Here is a 22133-nt window from a genome sequence, read left to right as displayed (position 1 = left end):
GCGGTCATCGTTCACCGGCGACAGCAGAGGTAACGAACACTGAAGGAATTCGCCATGGCAGTCCTGAACTCATCCGATCCGCTGCACGCCAGCGACGAGATCGATTCGCTTCACGAGAATCAGCAGATCGCGCAAACGCTCGATGAAATCGCTCAGCTTCTCAATGATCAGAAGGCCAGCGAATTTCGAGTCCGTGCGTATCATGCGGCGGCCAAAACGATCCGGAGCCTCCCAACGTCAGTCCGTGTCTTAGTCGAACATGACGGCATTGAAGGACTCATCGCGCTGCCATCGGTCGGAAACTCGATCGCGAACTTGGTCCAGCAATACCTTCAAACCGGACGGATGTCGCTGCTCGATCGTCTTCGTGGGGAATCACATGCGGAGACGCTGTTTTCAACGGTGCCCGGTATCGGGCGAGAGCTATCGCATCGGATTCACGAACACCTTCACATCGAGACACTCGCGGAACTCGACGCGGCCGCATGGGAGGGTCGTCTCGAACGGGTTCCCGGCATCGGACGCAAACGCGTTCAAGCGATCAAAGACTCGCTTGCAGTGAAACTCACGGAGGGCTCGCCATCACAACCTGGCGCGGAAATTGACGAAGGAAAGGCCGTGCCGATCAAGGAACTGTTGGACATTGACGAGGAGTACCGGGAAAAGGCGATCGCCGGTCAACTGCCCAAAATCTCACCTTCGAAGTTCAACCCAAAGAACATCGCGTGGCTACCGATCCTTCATACTGAACGCGGCGGACGACACTACACAGCGATGTTCTCCAACACCGCTCGAGCACATGAACTTAACACGACTCATGATTGGGTTGTAATCTTCCGCGACGACGCGCAGTCACATGGTCGGTGGACCGTGATCACGTCGCAGTTCGGCAAATTGCAAGGCTGCCGAATCGTGCGCGGTCGCGAAGACGAGTGTCGCGAACACTACACAACTCATTGCAATTTTCATCAACCAGTTGCCGGTCAATCACCGTACCCCGAACTGCCTTCGATGTGGGAAGAGGGACACGGTCGAATCACACCGAACTGATTGGCAGTAGGAGTCAACGCCAGGGCAAGGTTGGTCACATCTGCGCGCCTGTGCGTGGGTGCACGGGAGGTTTCTCTGGAACAGCCGAGTTGAAGAGGTTTTGAGGTTTGGTACCCGGAATGCAACGATCATTCGAGGCATACCTGGCACCGAAGTGCGATTGGTGAGTTCGATTCGAAGGAGTATCTGATGAAGTCCATTTTACTCGCGACCGATGGTTCCTCGACAGCGAATGACGCGGCCCGCTTCCTCGCGCATTTGCCACACGATGAGCAGATCGAGTTGACCGTTGTGACGGTGATCTACGTTCCCGGCGCCCAGAAAACCTACTTGGCCGGCGATTGGTACGAGACCTGTCTGGCGAGAGAACGCAAACTCGCAGACAAAGCGTTCGCGAGCGTGCAGGAGATGTTCACGGGTGCCAATGTCGTATTAAGACAGATCGTACGTGAGGGACATCCGGCGGAAACGATCACCGCCGTTGCTCGCGAGATTCACCCTGAGCTAGTTGTCCTCGGTGCAACGGGGCACGCTGGTATCGCCCGCGTTTTGTTGGGCAGCACGAGTGACTACGTCGCGACACACGCACCCTGCAGTGTCTTGGTGATTCGCCCGACCGGCGCTGTTGAGGGTGTCCATCCGCTTCGTGTCTTGATCGGCTACGAAGACGCCGGCCCCGCACAGGCGGCAATCGAAGAATTCGCCGAATTCGATTGGGGCGCCGAAAGCAACGTGCGGCTGATCTCGGTGTGTTATCCGGATCGCTTTTTCGATGCACCTCCGCCAAAGGTGTCCCCGGAATCGATCCAGCGAGCGGCCGCTGCACTACACGACTCGGCTCCCAACGCCAAGGGACTTCTCATCGAAAGCGATCACATCGGTGAAGGGCTGGTGAGATACGCCGAATCGCATGAAGTCGATTTGATGGTGGTTGGAGAAACTCCGCGAACGCGTCTTGGACGTGTTTTGATGGGCAGCATGACGCGGTATGTCCTTCGACACGCTCCCTGCAGCGTCTGGATCACTCGCAACCGAATGATTCACGGTGGAAAAAAGAAAGAGATGGAAGAAATCGGGGCCCACGGTGCGTAATCCGCACACGCGACTCCTTCCCTAACGCCCGATCTGGAAGTCAGACTCATGAAACGCTTCAACAACATTCTCGTCTACGCGGGGACCGAACACCGCGAGTCCGCCGTTACCCGCGCCGCTCAACTGGCACTCGACAACAAAGCGTCTTTGACGTTGATGGACGTGGTCAAGCCGATGCCATCGGTGCTCGGCCTGATGACGGATGTTGCTAAACCAGATGAAATCGAAGCGTTAGTGGCGGCTGATCGTCGGCGGCGTTTAATGGAAATCGCGAGCGAGATCTCCGACATCGGTCGGCCAATCGACGTGTGCGTTGCCGTTGGTGACGCCGCCACCGAGATCACGAGGCGAGTGATCGACGAGGACCACGACTTGGTCGTCAAGAACGCAGACGCCTTCTCGCCAACGGGACGTTTGTTCGGCAGTGTCGGCACGTCGCTGCTGCGTATTTGTCCGTGCCCGGTACTGTTACTCAAACCACAGTTGCACGGAGAGTTCGATCAGGTCGTTGCGGCAATCGACGTCGAATCCACCGATCAGAAACACTGCAATCTGAATCGTGAAATCCTCGAGCAAGCCTATTCAATCGCACGACGTGATCGGGCGACACTCCACATTGTCGCCGCGTGGAGATTGTGGATGGAAGATTCCATGCTGCAGCACGTCGGACCGGAAAAAATCGAATCCATGCGGCGCGACCATCACGCGCGTGTCCGTCAGGCCGTCGACCAATTGTTGCAGGCTCCGTTCGCCGAAGCCAACGACATCCATTTGCATTTGCGTCAAGGAAGTGCCGCCACCGTCATTCGGGATGTCACCGACGAGGTTGAGGCGGACTTGATGGTAATGGGCACGGTATGCCGGACGGGGATATCGGGTGTTCTGATCGGCAATACCGCAGAAACCGTCATCTCGGACATCAGTTGCTCGCTGTTGGCGTTAAAGCCGGACGATTTCCGGTCACCCGTCGCTCCGAGTGGATCGGTATTAACACAGGAGGACGAACCTCTTCCGCTGATCTAACCGGATAGCTTCCTTGTTGAGGTCGTGGGATTTTCCTGAGACCGAGACGTGCCGCGATCTCGCGAATCATTCTCAACCACTCTGACAGAACACCATGGAACGACGCTAACGCTCAGCACACTAAGGGACCAAATCGCTCTGCGATCGCAGCCACCGACACCCCACCCGCGGTCACCCACGACATGTGGCGTGACGACATTCTTTGGAGAATCGACATGAACCGGATCATCATTTGCACTCTCGTGGTTGCCGCAGTTGCGTTTGGTTTGCCTATCCATGCCGATCCTCCATCGGCACCCGCGACGCAGCTCAGCCCGCTGATGCGGATGAAGTTGGAGAAATCGAAATCAATCCTCGAAGGATTGACAATGGAGGATTACGAAAAGGTTGCGTCGAACGCTAGAGGCATGCGACTGCTCAGCATGGAGGCGGGATGGAATGTCTTGCAGACCAAAGAATACGCATCGCAAAGTCGTGATTTTCGGCGTAGTGCTGATCTCATCGCGGAAGCCGCTCAGGACAAAGACATCAACCGTGCCACGCTTGGGTATGTTGCGATGACGGTTCGCTGCGTCGAGTGCCATTCCTATATGCGTAAGCACCGAATTGAATTGATGAGTTTACAAACGGAGTAGTCGATGAAGATCTCATCTGCTGAGGACGTCCACACGACCGAGTTGAAGGATTCGCTGACCCGCCCAGAGGCATACCCTCATGACGTCGTCGGCGAAATCGAAACATTTGAAACCCACATTTCGATCGTGTTCTTGGTTGGTCAGTTTGCATACAAAATTAAGAAACCGCTGACGACAGACTTCCTCGATTACAGCAATCTTCAATTACGCGAATACTACTGCGCCGAGGAAGTCAGATTGGGCCGTCGCTATGATGAAACGCTCTATCTCGGCGTCGTTCCCATCACGCTACATGATGGCGAATTGAAAGTCGGCGGCGATGGTAAAATCGTCGAATACGCAGTCAAGATGACACGTTTCCCCAAGGGTTCGTTGCTAAGCGAACGCATCGACGAGGGCCTGTTGACGAGCCAAGAAGTGCTCGACCTCGCTGACTGGATCGCTGCTTTTCACCAATCCGCGGCTGTCTGCGAACCCGAATTTGCCGACGGGTGGCCCGACTTCTTAAGTTCCAATTCCCGTCTCCTGCTCGACCGATTGGAAGACCAAGCGATCGATGACAGCACCGTCGCGACGATTAAGGTGCTACGTGATTGGTCCAAGGAATACATTGCCAACCACCGCGACCAGTTCGCTCAACGCGTGTCGGATGGCTATATCCGAGAATGCCATGGCGACCTTCACCTACAGAATGTCGTGCATTGGGGAGATCGTCTGATTCCGTTTGACGGCATTGAATTCAACGAACGGCTGCGCTGGATCGACGTGCTCAGCGACGCCGCGTTTCTGGCTATGGATCTCGCCGCACGTGGCCACCTCGATCTCTCTCGCAGTTTCATCAACGCGTACGTTCAACGATCTGGTGACTACGACTCGTTAAGCCTGCTGCGTTGGTTCCTGTTCTACCGGGCTCTCGTCCGGGCGATGGTGCCGATGATGAGAGCATCTCAGTTTGATATTTCAAAAGAGGAGCAAGACCAAGCCACGATCGACGCACGGCGGCATCTCGACCTCGCCTATCGCTTCACGCTGAAGGAAACACCAAGCCTGTGGATCACCTACGGCGTTAGCGGAAGCGGTAAAACCACCTTGAGCGAATTCGTGGTGCAGCGTCATGATTGCTTTCGCGTCGTCAGCGATGTCGAACGAAAGCGTCGCCTCGGTCTCGAACCGACTGATCGTGTCTCGGACATCGCCAAGAAAACACTCTACGGGACCGAGCACACAGAGACGACGTACCAGCGATTGGGATGTTTGGCTCGTCGCGTCCTCCACGCCGGCTACAGCGTCATCGTGGATGCCACGTTCCTCAAACGACAACACCGCGAGCAGTTTGAACAGATCGCGAAAAACGAAGGCGTCGCGTTCCGGATTCTGGAATGCCAATCGGATCTTCAAACGCTACATCAACGTGTCGCCGATCGCATCGCCAAAGACACGAGCGCATCGGATGCGGACGTGAATGTACTCAATCACCAACTCGCCGAGCGAGATTGCCTGAGCCCGTCTGAACGTCGTTACGTCATTGAAATCCCCAACTTGGTCGACACCGTGAGCCGTCTGTAAGAAGTATTCATCGCGAATAGCTCGGTCAGATTAATACTCAACCGTACCATTCGCACAACGCCCCTCTTATCTTTAGGACACATCCGATGTACACACATCTCAACACCGATTTTGGCGGACTTTCCCTGACGTCGCCGGTGATTATCGGCGCGTGTCCCATGACCATGAACGAGCAAACACGCATCGCAATGCAAAACGCAGGTGCCGGCGCGATCGTGTTGCCCTCGCTGTTTGAGGAACAAGTCGTCAAGTGGAGCGTTGAGATCGGCCGTGCTCTCACCGGACGCGAGCGACGTATCCTCAATTCCGCTGACGCGTCGCGACATAATTGGGCGTGCCCGAACGCGGAGTCGTACCTCGCGTTGGTTAATCGAGCGAGCTCAATGCTCAACATTCCCGTCATCGCGAGCCTGAACGGTTACACAGCCGGTGGTTGGATGGATTTCGCGGGCGAGCTGCAAGAGGCGGGCGCAGCAGCCATCGAATTGAACGTGTACCACAGCCGAGCGAGGGAATACAAAAGCTCTGCCGAGATCGAAACGACGATTTTGGATGCCGTTCGTGACGTGAACGCAGCGATCACGATTCCGCTGTTCGTGAAACTGGGGCGGAATTTCACCAGCATCCCTCACATCGCGCGGCAATTGCAATCTGGAGCACAGGGGTTGGTCTTGCACGGACGGGCACCGACCGTCGACATCTGCCTCGATAGCCTCAAGCTCGCATCGCGTTGGCGTTTGACGTCCTCGGAATCCGAGACGGACGCGTTAGACTCGTTGATGCAAGTCCATGGCTTCTGCCCCGCGATGCCGCTCGCCGCGAGTGGCGGAATCGGACACGCCGATCACTTGATCAAGGCTCTCCTCGCCGGAGCAGACGTTGCCATGGTGACGTCGGCGATCTATCGCGAAGGACCTGACGTAATCCGATCCTTGCTAGACGGGTTGACCGTTTTCTTAGATCGACACCAAATGAAATCCTTGCGAGATTTGCAGACACAGCGGCCACTCGAGTTCACGGACGAGCAAGAGCGTTCAGCGTACATCGCCGCACTTACCAAACGCCTCGAGACGATCGATTCCGAGAGCGCCGTTCACGTCTTGCACTCCGATCGCTGGGGGCACCCCACCACGCACTAGCATCACGCTCAGCGAACTGCCTTCTCCGCGGATCGTCACTCACGCGTGAACACCACAATACTATGGGGCGATGCGAGATAGAAACTATCCACGACCAGTTCGGCGGTGGATTCGTCGACAATATCCAGCGGACTAGTTTGGGCCGTGTCGATGATTCGTCGCCATGATCCTGGACCGCCTTCTTGGATTCCGAAGGAACTCGATCGTTCTGAGTTGTTAATAATCACATACAGATCGGAGTCGTCTTCGACGTCACCATGCAAACAATACGCGAGATGTTGTGACTCCGCCGAGAGATCGACCAAATGATCGGTGCCGTACCACTTGATGTCATCTCGCCAAAACCGCGAGCGACATATCGATGGATGCGACTTACGGAACGCAATCATCATTCGAACGTATCGAAGCATATCCTGGTGCTGTTCCGTGAGATTCCAATCGAGCCAGCTCGTTTCGTTGTCTTGGTTGTACGGGTTGCTGTTTCCTGATTGTGAATTGAGAAACTCGTCGCCCATTCGAAACATAGGTGTTCCCGCAGACAGCATCAGGATCGCGAAAAAGTTCTTCACCCGCAACTTTCGCTCGGCGAGCACATCATCGGTGACCGCCAACCAACCTTCGACGCCACAATTGAAACTGTAGTCGACGGGCCCATCTGCATTCTGATGTCCGTTGGCCCAATTATTCTTTCGGGAGTAAGAAACCAGATCGGCCATCGTGAGACCGTCATGCGAGGCAACGTAATTTACACTCTGGAACGGTCGGTACGCATCCATCCGGTCATCGGGAAAAAGATCGCAACTGCCATAGATACGTGTCATTAATTCTGGCACGAGACCGCGATCACCTCGAACGAATTTTTGCACGCATTCTCGAAACCGAGCGTTCCACTGCCTCCACTGCAACCCCGGAAAACTCCGGCCGAGTTGGAAGGCGCCCGATGCGTCCCAGGGCTCGGCAATCAAACGAATATGGGCGAGATCATCCTCCGCACCGATTTGCCCGATAATAGGCGGATCGCTCGCGTTGATGGATCCATCGGAACTGCGTGTGAAGATCGACGCGAGGTCAAACCGAAATCCGTCGACGTGCATCTCGTCGACCCAATGTCGCATGCTGTCAACGACCAAACGCCGGACATTGCGATTGGCGGTGTGCAACGTATTGCCCGTGCCGCTGAAGTTTGCGTACGGATTCGCCTGATCACCAGAGGCAACGTAGTAGGTGCTGTTATCGATTCCCTTGAAACTGTAGATCGGGCCCGTGTGGTCACCTTCGCAGGTATGGTTATAAACCACATCCAACAACACCTCGATGCCCGCGTCATGAAACGCTTTGACCATCGTCCGAAACTCGTCGCGTTGCCGGCAATGATGCGAGCTGCTGGCGTAGGCATGATGGGGCGCGAAGAGCGCCAACGGCATGTAGCCCCAATAGTTTCCATCGTCGGGATCAAACTGGAAAACGGGCATCAACTGAACCGCGGTAACTCCGAGATCGTGAAGGTACGGAATTTTGTCGACAACGGCCAAAAATGTGCCCCGCCTATCGGGAGCCACACCTGAACTCTCATGTTGCGTTAACCCACGCACATGCAATTCGTAGATCACAAAATCAAATTCATGCCGTGGACGAGTTTCGTCACCCCAATCGAACCCACAGCCGACCGTGGGTAAAACGCCCAACGGCGCGACGCCGACGGTGGAACCGGGCCTCCGTGCGGCCTCACGATTGAAGCCTTCCGGGAAGTGCACCGCTCGCGTGTATGGATCGAGAAGCAGCTTTTCATGATCGAACGCGTGAAATTCAAAGGTACTTCCCGGCGCCGGACCATCGATCTGATATCCGTAGTATTTTGCGTCCGCCATCGAAGCCAATGGGATTCGGCAATGCCAAACGGCCCCCGACTTGTTGTACAAGTAATCGAACTCGAAACGCACGACCGGATTCGTCATGTCCGTTTCGCTGAACAACAACAACGTCACTCGTTCGGCGTGTTTCGAATAGATTGCAAAATTGAATGCTTCGTCGGACTCAAGGTACGATGCACCGAGCGGGTAGGGCGAACCTTCCCGTGATTCCCATCGCCGCGACATGGGCTCAGGCATGACTGTGGCTGAACACCGGTGGATCGCTCGCGGGAAAGCTTTCATCGCTCGCTTCATCGACGAGAGCGTCGTCATGTTCATGCCGATCGCTCGCTGATTGCCAACGGATCGCGATCTCGGTTGCCTGCGCGACTCGTTCGAGTAGATGCTGGTAGCGGTCTGGCGATTCGCCATTTCGAAACGCCTCCGCTTCACGGCGAAATTCTGCTACCTGGTGCGTTTTCTCACCCAAATGTTCAGCAACCTGATCCAAGTGATCGCAAAGCTGTTCCCACTGCGATTGTACAAACGGGTCTTTCATTTTGATCTCCTCGTTGGAATTCAGTTAAGCAATCGTGATAGAGTCATCCAAGTAGACGTCTTGGATTCGATTCAGCAGTTCGATTCCGTCCTTCATCGGACGCTGGAACGCTTTACGGCCTGAGATCAACCCAGTCCCGCCGGCACGTTTGTTGATCACGGCGGTTTTGACCGCTTCGGAAAGATCGGACGCACCCGACGACGCGCCGCCCGAATTAATCAGCCCAGCACGCCCCATGTAGCAGTTCGCGACCTGATAACGACAAAGATCGATCGGGTGCTCGGACGTGAGTTCGTTGTAAACGAGCGGAGAAGTCTTTCCGAACCCGATCGCGGTGAATCCTCCGTTGTTGGTAGGCAGTTTCTGTTTGATAATGTCCGCTTGAATGGTGACACCCAAGTGATTCGCTTGGCCGGTCAAATCCGCCGACGTGTGATAGTCTTTGTCCGTTTTGAAATCGGAATTGCGCAGGTAACACCACAGCACCGTGGCCATCCCGAGATCATGAGCGTGCTCGAACGCTTCGGCAACATCCACAATCTGGCGACGCGATTCCTGAGATCCGAAGTAGATTGTCGCCCCAACGGCAGCAGCGCCCATATCGAACGCTCGCTCCACACCGCCGAACATGACTTGGTCGTAGGAATTCGGATAGGTAAGCAATTCGTTATGATTGATCTTCACTAGAAACGGGATGCGATGGGCATACTTCCGAGAAACCGCACCGAGAACTCCAAATGTGGACGCGACGGCGTTGCAACCGCCCTCCATCGCCAACCGCACAATGTTCTCCGGATCGAAGTAGTCCGGGTTTGGGGCAAACGAAGCCCCGGCGGTGTGCTCAATCCCTTGATCGACAGGCAAGATGGAAACGTAACCGGTTCCCGCTAAACGGCCGTGATCAAAAAGTCTCGTGAGGTTGTTTATCACCCGCTGATTGCGATCACTCCCGCTGACAACCCGTTCGATAAAATCGGGCCCCGGCAGTTGCAAACGGCCTCGGTCAATCGTGGTTGCCTCATGATCCAAGAGAAATCGAGCGTCGTCTCCCAACAGAGTTTCAATTGAAGTGGCCATCTCAGAACTCTCCCGACTTATGTGGCGAACGAAGCAATTTACGTGACATCTAGAACGTGCAATTTGTGCGCCGTGGCACCGGATCATTCGATTGGTAAAAAAACCGTGTCATAAAGACTCATCAACTCGTGCTACTGTGCAATCGGATGCGCACCTGCCGAAGTGCCTTGCCCAACATTGTTTCACTTTGCGTCTACTTTGACTGCACAGCCGACTCGATACCCGTCGTACCGACTTCGTTGGTCTCGCCACGATTCGCGAACAGCTTCACCGCCTCGGTTACCAAGAACACGGGCATTGCCACGGCGACGATCAACGCCCAATCCTGCCATGTCAGTGGCACGGTACGCAGTGCCGACTGAAGCAGTGGCACATACACGGCGGCAACTTGCAAGAGGATCGTTAGGACGATCGCTACCAACACCCACGGGTTACTGAAAAACCCGACCGACTTCATAGGTGTATGCAACGACCGGAAGTTTAGAACGTTAACCTTCTCAATCACGATGATGCCGGTAAAGGCGACCGTTTGAGCGACGATCAACGAATGAGTGTCACCTTCACGCAGGTAGAAATGAAACAACGCCAACGAAACGAGGCCCACGTAAGTACCGAGGGCAGCAATCATCGCGATCCCCGACTTCGTCAACACGGGCTCATCAGGACTGCGGGGCGGACGGCGCATCGTTCCACGTTCCGCAGGCTCTAAACCGAGAGCAACCGCGGTTAAGCCGTCCGTGACCAAATTCATCCAAAGAATCTGCACCGGTAGGAACAGCAACGGTCCGCCGATGATGATATTCGCAAAGATTGCGATGACCTCGCCGGTGTTCGATGACAATAAGTATCTGACGAACTTTTGTATGTTGTCGTATTGTCGCCGACCTTCTTCGACCGCACTGATGATCGAGCTGAAATTGTCGTCTGTCAAAACAATATCGGATGCACCTTTGGCGACATCGGTCCCCCGTTTCCCCATCGCGATTCCGATGTCAGCCTTCTTCAACGCAGGAGCATCGTTGACGCCATCGCCAGTCATTCCAACAACGTGCCCCTGAGACTGAAGGACCTTCACGATTCGCAACTTGTGCTCAGGCGTTGTTCGGGCGAAGACAACGTCGCTTTTCAGATCCCGCGATAACTCCTCGTCAGTCATCGCATCGAGTTCACTCCCCAGGAGCGATTTCTTCGCAGACAATCCGATCTGTTTTGCGATCGCAAACGCGGTCGCCGCTGAGTCTCCCGTGATCATCAAGACACGGATCCCCGCAGTCCCCGCCAACGCAATCGCATCAGTAACTTCCGGACGTGGTGGGTCCATCATCCCAACGATGCCAAGGAGCGTGAGCGAATTCTCAACACTGTCTGCGTCGAGCGAATGATGGTTGGGAAGATCGCGGCGTGCGATCGCGAGCGTCCGTAGCCCCTGGCTCGCCATTGATTCCGTGGCCATATTCACACGAGCGACATCATCTTTCGTCAACTGACGACAGCGTCCGTGATCGCAGATATGCGAACACAGTGATAGGATGACCTCAGGGGCCCCTTTAACATGCGCCGTCAGGCTGTCGCCGGATTGCTCGATCACCGTCATTCGTTTTCGAGTCGAATCGAAACAGTGTTCTTCGACCACACGGTGGTGATCCGACGGATCTAACCACGCCTTGAACGCCGCGACAACCAACGCACTCTCGGTGGGCGCGCCCCGTTGTTGCCAAACACCGTTCTCTTTCGTCAATTTCGCGTGGTTGCACCGGAGACTCGACCGGAGCAAATGACGCAAACCGTCGTGTTCTCGGTGATCGATCTTTTCACCATCAATCTCAAAATGGCCTGCAGGATCGTATCCCACACCGGTCACGTTGACCTCATCATTCGCCATCCAAATCCGTTGGACAGTCATCTGGTTTTGCGTCAAAGTCCCCGTCTTGTCCGTGCAAATGACGGTCGCTGCGCCCAAACCTTCGGCCGCACGCAATCGACGCAGCAAGGCTTTCCGCCGCACCATCTCTCGCACACCAAGTGCCAACGTTAACGTCACCACCGCAGGCAATCCCTCCGGCACCACGGCCACCGCGAGAGACACACCCGTCAGGAACATTTCCAACAACGGTTTGCCCATCGCCCAACCTGTCAACGCGACAATGACCGATACTCCCACCGCCGCAAGCCCGAGTTGTTTGCCGAGCACGCCGAGTTTTTGCTGCAACGGCGTGGTGTCGCGTCCGATCGCTTCGGTCATCGTCGCGATGCGTCCGAACTCGGTTTGCCCCCCCGTGGCGACCACAATACCAATACCATGGCCACCCGTTGCTGCCGTTCCCATCCATGCCATATCGGTTCGCTCGGCCAAATTGGTTCCGGCATCGACCGGATCGGCATGTTTAAAAACGGAGACGGACTCTCCTGTCAACGCCGACTCATCGATACGAAGGTTTCGACATTCAGCGATCCGCAAATCGGCCGGCACATTGTCTCCGGTCTCGAGACGCACGATGTCACCGGGAACGAGCGTATCAGCTTCCACGGTTCGTTCGTCGCCATCACGAATGACGTGGCACGTCGGAGCCAACATGTTTCGAAGTGCCGCGAGAGAACGTTCTGCTTTCCATTCCTGAACAAAGCCGAGTGCCCCATTGAGCAACACGATCGCAAAGATCGTGACCGCGTCGGTGACTTCGCCCACACCCAACGAAACGATCGCTGCGACGATCAAGATCAGGATCAACACGTCGGTGAATTGACGACCGAGCACCTGATACCAACGGGCCTCTTGACCTCCATGCAGCGTGTTGATGCCGTATTGGTCGCGTCGCCTTGCAACCTCCACCTCGGTCAGTCCCGTCGACAAAGAAGTTTGCAATGACTCGACAACGGTATCAACCCGATCGGCATGGTAACCGCCGGGCGGTGCTATCACCTCTTGCTCGTGGTCCGGGTCACTCGGTAACTCAACAACCGTTTGGATTGCCATCGGATGAACTTAATGCTGGATTCTCCCCTCGAAATTCCACCCCCACCGCGGTCCGACGCAGCATCTAGATCGGCCGGGCCGCCCCACGCTGCACATCGCGATGCAATTGGTCCGACTCCGCCAATCTCACTCGATGCGGTTGCCGATCCATCAATTGCCACTCTCGTAACAAACGTTCGGCGTTAACTCACCGCAGTCGCGCTGGTCCGCTTGGGTTCATTCAACACAGATTCTTTTGCGCGAGCCCGATCTTCTCGATCACGAACGATCAGAACACTGCATTCCGCATGACGGAGGACGTATCGTGACGTACTGCCGATAAACACGCGTGTCAAGATTCCGCTGTCGCTATCGCCCGTCACGAGGAGATCACAGCCATGCGTTTCCGCGTAGTTGATCAACGCGTCGCCGACATGATCGGATTCAACGAGATGCGTTTCCGTGGTTAGCCCCATCGACTGCAGTTGCGTTTCCAAGTCCAAAATCTGAGCCTGGGCGCTGTTCACGAACCCGTCCCAAAACTTGGACGCTCTGCGTCGAATGTCCTGACGATAGAACGTATCCAATCGCAGCACACGAACTAAATGCACTTCGATACTCGGATGCAGATGAAATTGTTTTAGCCAGTCGATCATGCGTTGATCTTCGGGACTGCCAGACAACGCGATCGCGATCTTTTCCAGTTTGGGAGGGATGTCAGAATCACGACGAGGACGAACGACGAGTGTTGACGTTTCGCTGTGCGTAGCAACGTAGTCGGACACGCTCCCCAACAGAACCCGATCGAGAGCCGAGTGACCGACCGCACCCATCACGATCAAATCCGCGTGGAGTTCATCAGCGAGTGAAAGCAATTCGTGTGACGGTTGACCGATTGAAACGTGTGTTTGGACTTTGTGAACCGGGCCGCCTAATTCCTCGGCGGTCTTCGCAACCCGCTCCTTCGCACTCTCGCACTCTTCGCTAATAAACTCCGTGAGATCGTCCGGCACTCCGAGAGAGCCCATGTCCATAAACACAGGCGGCATTACCGCCGAAGCGATGTCCAGGTCGATCGGTTTGCGAAACGGAAGGGCCAGCAGATATTCTGCTGCGGCATGGGAATGCTTGGAAGCATCGTTCGCCAAAAGTACTCGCATGATCGACTCCGTAGTCCAGTTACCGTTTAAAGATGGTCGATGGACTCAGTTGCAAACGAGGTACCAACCGCGATTTACGCGTCTACCTCACCGGTAGAGCACACTGCGTGCGATTACGCTCACAACGGCTGCGCACGTGTCACGTCTGCACAGGCAGATGCCAAACAAAATGCTCCCCCATAAAAAGAAGTTGCGGCGATCGAGGTGCATCCAAGACATCAAACAGCGGTGCGATGTGAAAGAAGTGATCGCGCTAGCTCGGAATGCCTGATCCGGCGAAAGAAAATCAACCCGAGGAGGTTGGGGCATCGACGGGCACCGGACATCGTGATCGCGGTGCCAAGAAAGGTTTGCGACGGGCGTCGACACCCGCGTGAAATGCAAAAAAGCGAGATCGGCACGTGAGTAGTGCCGTCTCGCAGAGGTAACGGCGTCTAATAAGCGCCCGAAGTTTCTTCTTCAGGTGCGTCGAAGTTCAACTCTTCCTCTGACATCCCGCCGTTTTCGACAACGGGGCCTTCGACAAGTTGAGGCTCCTCACTGCCACCACAACCGGTAACACAAGACAGCGAAAGAGCCAACAAACCGACGAACGCAAAGCGTGTGAACAACATTTCAATTCCATTGGGAACATGAACGAAACAAAAAAGAAACCGGACGCCATGGGATGACGACCGGTGTCACAAAAACTAGCTTACCCGATCGGGGGGCCAAGTGATTAGATGGCGATAAATTTTAGGTGACACCGGACGGGTACTCGCCATTCCCCTCGTTTTCTTCGTTAGGAAGCGAGCCCGCGGGTTAAACCTCTCAAATCAACGGTGCCAAAACAGTTAGAACTCTTCGTCGATCACTTCTTTGGCAGCTCGAGATCCTAACGCACCCCATAAACCGTAAGGACTCTGTCCGCCTGGTTGATTGTTGAGGAAGATCCCATCGGCGCTGGAATCACCCGCTTCAATCGAATCGGTAATGAACTTAACCGCTCCGTCACCCATCAACACATGGACACCGCCTTGGTGACGGCTACTCGCTGTTGCAGTGGACTCACCGTTATGGTTGTACGCGTTGCAGAGTTCTCGGTTTGGCGGCAACACCGTCAACATGCCGGTCATGGTCGGCGAACCAACCGCCCAACGGTAACCGCGTCCAAACTGAGGCCGCTCAACCTCACCGTTACTCGGAGCACCTGAACCGGTATAGGCCCGCGATGATTCCCAGAACTGAGGCCGCTCGGGATCGATGTAACCGAGATCCGTACACGCGTCTGGTTCACGAAGAGGTCCGGTCGTAGCGCTGTTGTGACTGCCGGTTCGCATCGAAATTGTTCGCTTGTCGAGGTCGCCTAGATCAGTCGCGATCTCTCCGGCCATGATCGTGTTGGCGAGACCGTCGAGAATGTCACGAAAACGCATGTCCTTACGTGGCACGAACACTCCCCGGCAACCTGCGCGGGTGTAACGCGATCGCCCTTCCGGAGTTTGCCACGCGTTGGTGCCAACGGACACTTCGTCGAGCCATCCCGCCGAGTTATAAGAACCGACACCGGTTGAGGTGTAACTGATCCCATCGCCGAGACACGCGGCGTAGTTCGTCCGACCGTAAGATGGTTCCCCCTGGCCAGGATCGCTCGGGCAACGGAAGCCGGGAACTTGAGTACGCCACGGCACATACCGTGATTCATGCGGGGACGGCCCCATCGAATTCCATGGACTCGTCGGCATCGGACTGACCACCGAAGATCCGTTCCAATAACTGTTATTGGGGTTGGATATCTGCTCCCACAACGCTTGCTGCTCGATGAACGGCAACATCCCAACGAAAATACTCAACGAGGACGCATTGGCGGCCCGCGCTCCATCACCGCCCGAATACCACTGTTGATTCGTTGGCGATCGCGAACCGCCCATGTGCCGCGGCAACTGCTTGTACGCGGAATGGTAATTATGCAGTGCCAAACCAATCTGTTTGAAGTTGTTGCTGCAACTCATCCGCCGAGCAGCTTCCCGTGCGGCCTGAACCGCGGGCAACAATAACCCAACCAACACGCCGATAATGGCGATCACAACCAAAAGCTCCACCAGCGTAAAACCGTGGCGCCGCCGCTTCGAAAATCTAATCATGACAAATACCCTTGACATCCAGAGGCAAGGAACGCCCCACTGCAGCCCCGCAATGGAAGACCTCGCCATTCTTGTAGTAATACAATAACGTGTCAAGTTTTGTAGGGCTCCCCCGAGTGGAATACCTGCAATTGCGAGCTAGCAACTCGCCACCTGAACCAGCCAGGAAAAAGATTCCGCTAAAATGGCCTCGGAGGCTGAATAAGGCCGCCACTTAGGCATCGCAATAGAAAAGGAGCGGTGGAAGAATGCGAAAGCGTTTCCCGGATGGGGGGACACGCCCGTCATCGGGAATGAGGTTCCGAACCCGCACGTTCGATTTGGGAGAGATTCGGAAGCGCGGGGCGAGCAGCAAATCCGCACCAATTGAGTCGGCAAACCGCGTTACTCCGTCGGCCCGCTCGTCCACCCGACAACACGGCCAGCGGGGTTTTCTGCGATAGCGATTGCCCCCTAACGGACGTGCAGTTGATTGCGAATCGTCTTTACCGCTGGAACCCGGCGAACGATTTCTTGTGCAATCTGTTTGAGATAGAACGAATCAACCGTTCCTAACAGCGTGACGACACCACGATCGAATCGGCATCGCGCGTTTCGCAATCCACATCGTTTGGAATCAGCAAGGGCCCGGTGAAGACGCTCGACGACCGGATCGATCTGACGAGGGCCGGCGATACGCGGCTTGGACGTTGGGTCTGCCGCGTGGGAAGAGGCATTCGTTGAACGCGAAATGAATTGAGTCGGCTGTTCAAGCGTGTCGAACATAGGAGATCCCCAATGAAGTGCGATGTTCTCAATAATTCCTTCGATGCGTTGCATCAGTTTTAAGATTGAACCCGCGATGGAAAGGTCTCATTCGACGTAACATACTTTCTCGTTTGAGCGGGCCCTGTCCGAAGACGACTTGGGAACGCAACTCTCATCGACCGCCAATCTCATGCTCACGCCCTAGCAGCCCAACGCGGAAGGCGTTTCACCACTCCTTGCCGCACGCTTAGGGAACATGACCTACCCACGTTAAGGCCGCAAGCATTGTGCCAACAGTATTCAGTCGCACCTGATTTGATGACCGAACCGATTGCAACGACCGACCGGAATAGACAAGTGCGTCAATTTGCGTGATGGCCAAATTCGTCGCACATTCCCCTCTGGCGATCGCGACACTTCCAAGTTTCCCGCAATCGCAGCTTCATTTATGAGTACTGGAGAAATGTTTACGAACACTAGGGAAAGCAGGGTATCTTTGGCATGACGATCAACGCGACGACGTCCCCAGCGTTGTGCTTATCTGCCAACCCGCCTTACCTCTATTTTGCGACATCCATTTCGATCCGATTTGGCAGACATTGGATGCGCCCGTCCATGTGCTCTCCTGTCCACCCAACGCACCTAAATGTGCGTTGCGTCGCGCATGATCGTGCGTCTATCACACGTCTCGACGCGAGCACCCTGTGTACGCCGACACACGAACGAAAAACGGAGGAGGGCACAGGGTTTGCGACTCATCGCGTTGATCATCATCACGCAGTGTGCATGAGATCGTCCGTCTGAACTTTAGCGAGGCAAGACCATGAACGCGACACAAACCGATCTGCAAATTCCTCTTCATAGTTTCATGCGACGCGGACCGATCACCGTCACCGAGACTGACACGATCCAGGATGCGGTTGAAAAGATGACCGAGAATCATCTGTCGGCGCTCCCGGTCATCGACGACGACGGTTCCCTCAAAGGGATCCTCACAGTCAGTGACATGCTGCGTCTGATCCAAGACGCCGAACGGACACTCGATTGCGATATGGCGATCTACGACGAAAGCTACTTGGTCGTCGATCTGATCCGGGAATGCTTGGGTAGTGATGAGGTCGCAACGGTGATGTCCAATGCCACCGTCACCGCCGAACAAAACGACTGTCTTCAAGAGGTCGCCAAGATGATGGTCAAACATCAAGTTCATCATGTCCCGGTGATCAACCATGACAAGAAGTTGCTCGGCATTGTGTCGGCAACCGATTACGTTCGATTCGTCGCCGAGATGGGCTGACCGACTCGGTTGCGTTTGACTAACCACAAATACATGCCACGCTCAGGGGCATCGCGAGATGAGGCGGACGCTCGCGTTGCCTTTTTTTCGTTTGCCTTAAGACCTCCGATTCCTGAGGCTGCTGCGTCTCCAAACGCGTCGACCGCCGACTGCGGTCAATTCAGAGACGTCTCGACCGGATTCAGCCAGCCCAAATCTGGAGACATCGGCGACGACTTTTTTGAAAATGCTCTAATAGCCCAGCGTCAGCCATTCAGGGCGGAACAGCATGCAAAGCCCCAGAAGCAGGATGACGATACCGCTGAGCAGTTTGAGCCATCGGCCTTCTCGTTCTTGCAACCGGCGGTTCGAAAGCGTGGCGACCACGATCGTCACCAACACGAGATCGTCGAGCATGTAGGCAAAAATGTAGATCAACAGATAGAGATGATTTTGCCAGGCGGGTAACTCCTGTAACGTCAGTACTTGGGTGTACAGCGCCGGCAACCCGGCCGTGCACAAAAGCTCGACCATGTTGACCACGACCGCCAACGTCACTGCGCCCGCCACCGCAGCGGTCAGATACTCGGCCTCGACGATTTTTCGTACCCGACGGTACAACCCCGGCTTTTGACTTTCGGGAATTGAAAAGGAAATGCCTTTCTTAAAAGCGAAGAAGTCTTTGACGTTCACGATTCCGATGATCAAAGCCAAAACGCCCAGTGCGATCTGAACCGGCCGGGCGATCCCGATGAACAAGAACAAACTCAACCACGCGGCCATGAACGCGTAGTAAGCGAGCCCGCTGACCAAAACAAACGTTCCGGCGATCAGCAAGATTTTTCGCCGGTCCTTGATGTTGACGAGCACGGAAAGCAGAAAGACGAGAATCCACATGGCGCATGGATTAAAACCGTCAACCAAACCAACGAGAAAAGAGAACAACGGCATCCCATAATCACGAACACGCAGTTCGCCAAACAGTGGAACGTCGATGGCTTCGATCTCTTCCGGCTCCGCCTCACTTGCCTCAAAGGCAACCTCGCCCGTCTCCGAGTCGCTGGCCACTTCGGGGAGTGCCAGATCATCCAGATTGAACATCGCGTCGTTCGCCGCTTCGACGTCTGCGTCCGAGGTCGCGTCTAATGCTGCATCTGCGGTCGACTCATCGGGTGCGGAATCCAATTGCAACATGCCAGCCGCAAGGAACGAGGGACCGAGTCCAAACACGGGCAGCATTCCGTATCGATCGCCTTGCTGCGTTTTCGTCTCGGGTTCTTGTTCGATCCGGGCTTTGCGACGAATCACGTCTTCGATGAGACGGCCCGTCACGTCGTCGCCTTGATAACCAATGATGACGTTTCGTCCGAAGTCGATTACGGGAAGTCCGGGCGTCGATCCGCTGCCTCGACAAAGCGCCTCCCAACGCTGCCGGGCTGCCACATCATCGGTGATTTCATAAATGCGAAACCGAATCGCCGGCCAACGCTTTTGCACCTCTTTGAGATATCGCTTTGCTTCACCACACCGGGGGCACGTCGAACGCGTGTAGACTTCCGCCGTGAACAATTCCTCGATCCCGGGCCCACTCTTCGCTTCACCCTCGAACCCGAAATACATTCGATCGCAACTATAGAATGCCGGAACGACGGGTTTGTCGCGACCTGCTTTCTTCGACAGCTCATAGAGCCGAACGAGGTGTTTGCGGTCTTTAATAACATCATGGACGAACACCTCTAACCCTCGAATTCGACCTTGCAACGCGTCAACATACCGCGTGACGTCCTTGGCCGATTGAACGTCGCCACGAACAAACACCTCCATCTGAACTACGTTGGGTGCCTGAATACCGTCAGTAGAATCCTCGGCGAAGCCACGGGTTGGGTGGATTAGTTCAGTCGCGAGCAGAGCACCGCAGACGAAGACGACCGGTAGTAAGCGAAACATGGGAGGGCACATGATTTGGCGGGAGGCGAATCGATCGATTCGGTAACCGCAAAAGGGATCGCAAAACACATGCCGATCGCGCCGCCCCGCCTGCCCGCACGCGTTCACTCATCGTTCCGTTAGCAATCACACTCGGCGAGACATTCACTTCGCGTCAAAGGCGTGACAATGGGCACGCATGTGTTCCTCGACTGTGACGAAATGGTTCCATCGCGGACGACCGACTCACTCGGGTTGATTGCGACCACGGGGACCAGCCATAGCGACTGAGCAGGCTTTCACCTAAATTCAATTCATGACCGAATCTCTCATCCACGACCTACTCATCATCCTTAGCGCCGGCTTGGTCGCGGCTCTGGTTTGTCGTTGGTTGCAGTGCTCTGTCCTCATCGGGTATCTCGTCGTCGGCGCGATTCTCGGTCAGGGAGGTTTGAGTTGGATTTCCGATGACGCCCACCAACTCGAACATTTTGCGGAGGCGGGCGTTTTCTTGCTGCTGTTCTCGATCGGCGTCGAGTTTTCGTTGGACGATCTCTCGCGGCTGGGCAGTAAATTTTTGCTCGGCGGCGTCGTTCAAATGAGCTTGGTCGGCATCCCCGTCACGGCAACCTTGATCGCGATGGGGCTGAACTGGCAATCGGCGGTACTGATCTCGTCGGCGATCACGTTCAGCAGCACGGTTTTGGTTTTCAAAGCGTTGTCGGACTGGGGCCAATCTCGGTCCACGCACGGACGTCGCGCGATCGGCATCCTGCTGTTTCAAGACGCCGCCCTGATTCCCCTGCTGTTGCTCGTGCCGCTGTTGACCGGCGTGGACGGGGCACCGGGCGTGAATGATTACCTGACCCTCGCGGGCATTTCGACCGCATTCATCTGTGTCATCGCGTTGTTGCGAGTGGTGTTGTCGCAGTGGGTGATTCCCTTCTTCGCGGGTTACCGCAGCCCCGAGTTGGTGATTCTGTTTACGATCGTGTCACTCGGTGGTGTCACGTTGGCGGCACATTCCGTTGGGCTGCCACCAGCCGTCGGCGCATTCGCCGCAGGCCTGATCTTCAATGGGAACCGTTGGACACATCAGATCGACGCGTTGGTGCTGCCGTTCCGCGAAACGTTCGCGGCGGTTTTTTTCATTGGGCTCGGGCTGATATTCGATCCACGTTTGTATTGGCAGGAGCCCGTACTCATTTTCGGTTCGCTGGCCGGTGTCCTGCTGATCAAGACCTGTGCCGCGGCGATCGCGTTGCGGTTAACGGGGATGTCTCTTCGCCATGCAATCGGAATGGGATTGGGATTGGCACAAATTGGTGAGTTCGCGTTCGTGCTGGTCTTGCTAGGATTGCAATCCGAAGTGCTCTCCGAAATCGAGTACCAACGTGTCGTCGCGGTAGCCGTCGGCTCACTCATTTTGACTCCGCCGCTCATGAAAGCAGGGCTGAGACTCATCGGCATCGGATCGAACACGGATGAAGCGGACGCCGACTCGAAGGAAGTCCCGATGAACAACGAGCGGGCGACCATCATCGGTGCGGGCCCCATCGGCGGACGATTGACCTCCCAGCTCGAAACGATGGGCAAGGACGTTTGCCTGATCGATCTCAGCCCGATGAATTTGCAATCGTTCGCTCAGGCGGGTTTCCACACCGTGGTCGGTGACGCCAGTGACGGGCAGGTGTTGAAATTGGCCGGCGTGAGCGACTGTCCGTTGTGCGTCGTCTGCGTCCCGCAAGATGTCACCGCGGTAAAAATTGTCCGGGCGATCCGCCGTATTAACCGCTCGGGAAAGCTGATCGTTCGCTGTCGCTATCAATCGAGCAAGACACGCCTGCAACGCCTCGGAGTCGATCACATCGTCATCGAAGAAACCGAAGCTACCATGGGACTACTACGAGCACTCAGCCGCTTCGATCAAACGGATTGAGTTCCGCTCACTCCCCCA

General features: G+C 55.5%; 17 protein-coding genes. 8 read left to right on the top strand and 9 right to left on the bottom strand.

The window, feature by feature from the left end:
* The first annotated feature begins 54 nt into the window (after positions 1 to 54).
* The 6 genes from FHS27_RS18495 (at position 55) to FHS27_RS18470 (ending at position 6505) form a co-directional block, all read left to right on the top strand.
* Positions 55 to 1050 carry a helix-hairpin-helix domain-containing protein gene (locus FHS27_RS18495; RefSeq protein WP_184306369.1) on the top strand — a complete coding sequence of 332 codons (996 nt, stop codon included), beginning with the start codon at positions 55 to 57 and terminating at the stop codon, positions 1048 to 1050.
* 189 nt (positions 1051 to 1239) lie between these two features.
* Positions 1240 to 2142 carry a universal stress protein gene (locus FHS27_RS18490; RefSeq protein WP_184306368.1) on the top strand — a complete coding sequence of 301 codons (903 nt, stop codon included), beginning with the start codon at positions 1240 to 1242 and terminating at the stop codon, positions 2140 to 2142.
* A gap of 48 nt (positions 2143 to 2190) precedes the next feature.
* Positions 2191 to 3165, top strand: a complete 975-nt coding sequence (locus FHS27_RS18485) for a universal stress protein (protein WP_184306367.1) — start codon at positions 2191 to 2193, stop codon at positions 3163 to 3165.
* 215 nt (positions 3166 to 3380) lie between these two features.
* On the top strand, positions 3381 to 3800 hold the full coding sequence (locus tag FHS27_RS18480) for a hypothetical protein (protein ID WP_246420121.1): 420 nt from the start codon (positions 3381 to 3383) through the stop codon (positions 3798 to 3800).
* 3 nt (positions 3801 to 3803) lie between these two features.
* Positions 3804 to 5366 carry a bifunctional aminoglycoside phosphotransferase/ATP-binding protein gene (locus tag FHS27_RS18475; protein ID WP_184306365.1) on the top strand — a complete coding sequence of 521 codons (1563 nt, stop codon included), beginning with the start codon at positions 3804 to 3806 and terminating at the stop codon, positions 5364 to 5366.
* A gap of 86 nt (positions 5367 to 5452) precedes the next feature.
* Complete coding sequence (locus FHS27_RS18470; protein ID WP_184306364.1) at positions 5453 to 6505, top strand: dihydroorotate dehydrogenase-like protein; 1053 nt, start codon at positions 5453 to 5455, stop codon at positions 6503 to 6505.
* A gap of 35 nt (positions 6506 to 6540) precedes the next feature.
* On the opposite strand, the gene FHS27_RS18465 is transcribed toward FHS27_RS18470, so the two are convergent.
* The 8 genes from FHS27_RS18465 to FHS27_RS18430 form a co-directional block, all read right to left on the bottom strand.
* Positions 6541 to 8613 carry a glycogen debranching protein gene (locus FHS27_RS18465; protein ID WP_246420119.1) on the bottom strand — a complete coding sequence of 691 codons (2073 nt, stop codon included), beginning with the start codon at positions 8611 to 8613 and terminating at the stop codon, positions 6541 to 6543.
* Positions 8606 to 8914: a hypothetical protein gene (locus FHS27_RS18460; RefSeq protein ID WP_184306363.1), complete on the bottom strand. Its 309-nt coding sequence runs from the start codon at positions 8912 to 8914 to the stop codon at positions 8606 to 8608. The genes FHS27_RS18465 and FHS27_RS18460 overlap by 8 nt, the downstream gene beginning before the upstream one ends.
* 24 nt (positions 8915 to 8938) lie before the next feature.
* Complete coding sequence (locus FHS27_RS18455) at positions 8939 to 9991, bottom strand: class I fructose-bisphosphate aldolase (RefSeq protein ID WP_184306362.1); 1053 nt, start codon at positions 9989 to 9991, stop codon at positions 8939 to 8941.
* Positions 9992 to 10184: 193 nt separating this feature from the next.
* Positions 10185 to 12965 carry a cation-translocating P-type ATPase gene (locus FHS27_RS18450; protein WP_184306361.1) on the bottom strand — a complete coding sequence of 927 codons (2781 nt, stop codon included), beginning with the start codon at positions 12963 to 12965 and terminating at the stop codon, positions 10185 to 10187.
* Positions 12966 to 13147: 182 nt separating this feature from the next.
* Positions 13148 to 14104: a universal stress protein gene (locus tag FHS27_RS18445; protein ID WP_184306360.1), complete on the bottom strand. Its 957-nt coding sequence runs from the start codon at positions 14102 to 14104 to the stop codon at positions 13148 to 13150.
* Positions 14105 to 14538: 434 nt separating this feature from the next.
* On the bottom strand, positions 14539 to 14718 hold the full coding sequence (locus tag FHS27_RS18440) for a hypothetical protein (protein WP_184306359.1): 180 nt from the start codon (positions 14716 to 14718) through the stop codon (positions 14539 to 14541).
* Positions 14719 to 14937: 219 nt separating this feature from the next.
* Complete coding sequence (locus FHS27_RS18435; RefSeq protein ID WP_184306358.1) at positions 14938 to 16227, bottom strand: DUF1559 domain-containing protein; 1290 nt, start codon at positions 16225 to 16227, stop codon at positions 14938 to 14940.
* Positions 16228 to 16680: 453 nt separating this feature from the next.
* Complete coding sequence (locus FHS27_RS18430) at positions 16681 to 16992, bottom strand: BON domain-containing protein (protein ID WP_184306357.1); 312 nt, start codon at positions 16990 to 16992, stop codon at positions 16681 to 16683.
* A gap of 805 nt (positions 16993 to 17797) precedes the next feature.
* Between FHS27_RS18430 and FHS27_RS18425 the strand changes: the two genes are divergently transcribed.
* A complete protein-coding gene (locus FHS27_RS18425) occupies positions 17798 to 18271 on the top strand; it encodes a CBS domain-containing protein (RefSeq protein ID WP_184306356.1) in 474 nt (157 codons plus the stop codon).
* A 231-nt stretch (positions 18272 to 18502) separates the two neighbouring features.
* On the opposite strand, the gene FHS27_RS18420 is transcribed toward FHS27_RS18425, so the two are convergent.
* Positions 18503 to 20197, bottom strand: coding sequence for a cytochrome c biogenesis protein (locus tag FHS27_RS18420; RefSeq protein WP_246420116.1), 1695 nt, complete (start codon positions 20195 to 20197; stop codon positions 18503 to 18505).
* Between the two features lie 295 nt (positions 20198 to 20492).
* Between FHS27_RS18420 and FHS27_RS18415 the strand changes: the two genes are divergently transcribed.
* Positions 20493 to 22115, top strand: a complete 1623-nt coding sequence (locus FHS27_RS18415) for a cation:proton antiporter (protein ID WP_184306355.1) — start codon at positions 20493 to 20495, stop codon at positions 22113 to 22115.
* The last annotated feature ends 18 nt before the right edge of the window (positions 22116 to 22133 follow it).

The sequence above is a fragment of the Aporhodopirellula rubra genome, assembly GCF_014192335.1.
Classification (GTDB): Bacteria; Planctomycetota; Planctomycetia; order Pirellulales; family Pirellulaceae; genus Rhodopirellula; species Rhodopirellula rubra.
This window is presented reverse-complemented; position numbering and strand designations above follow the sequence as displayed.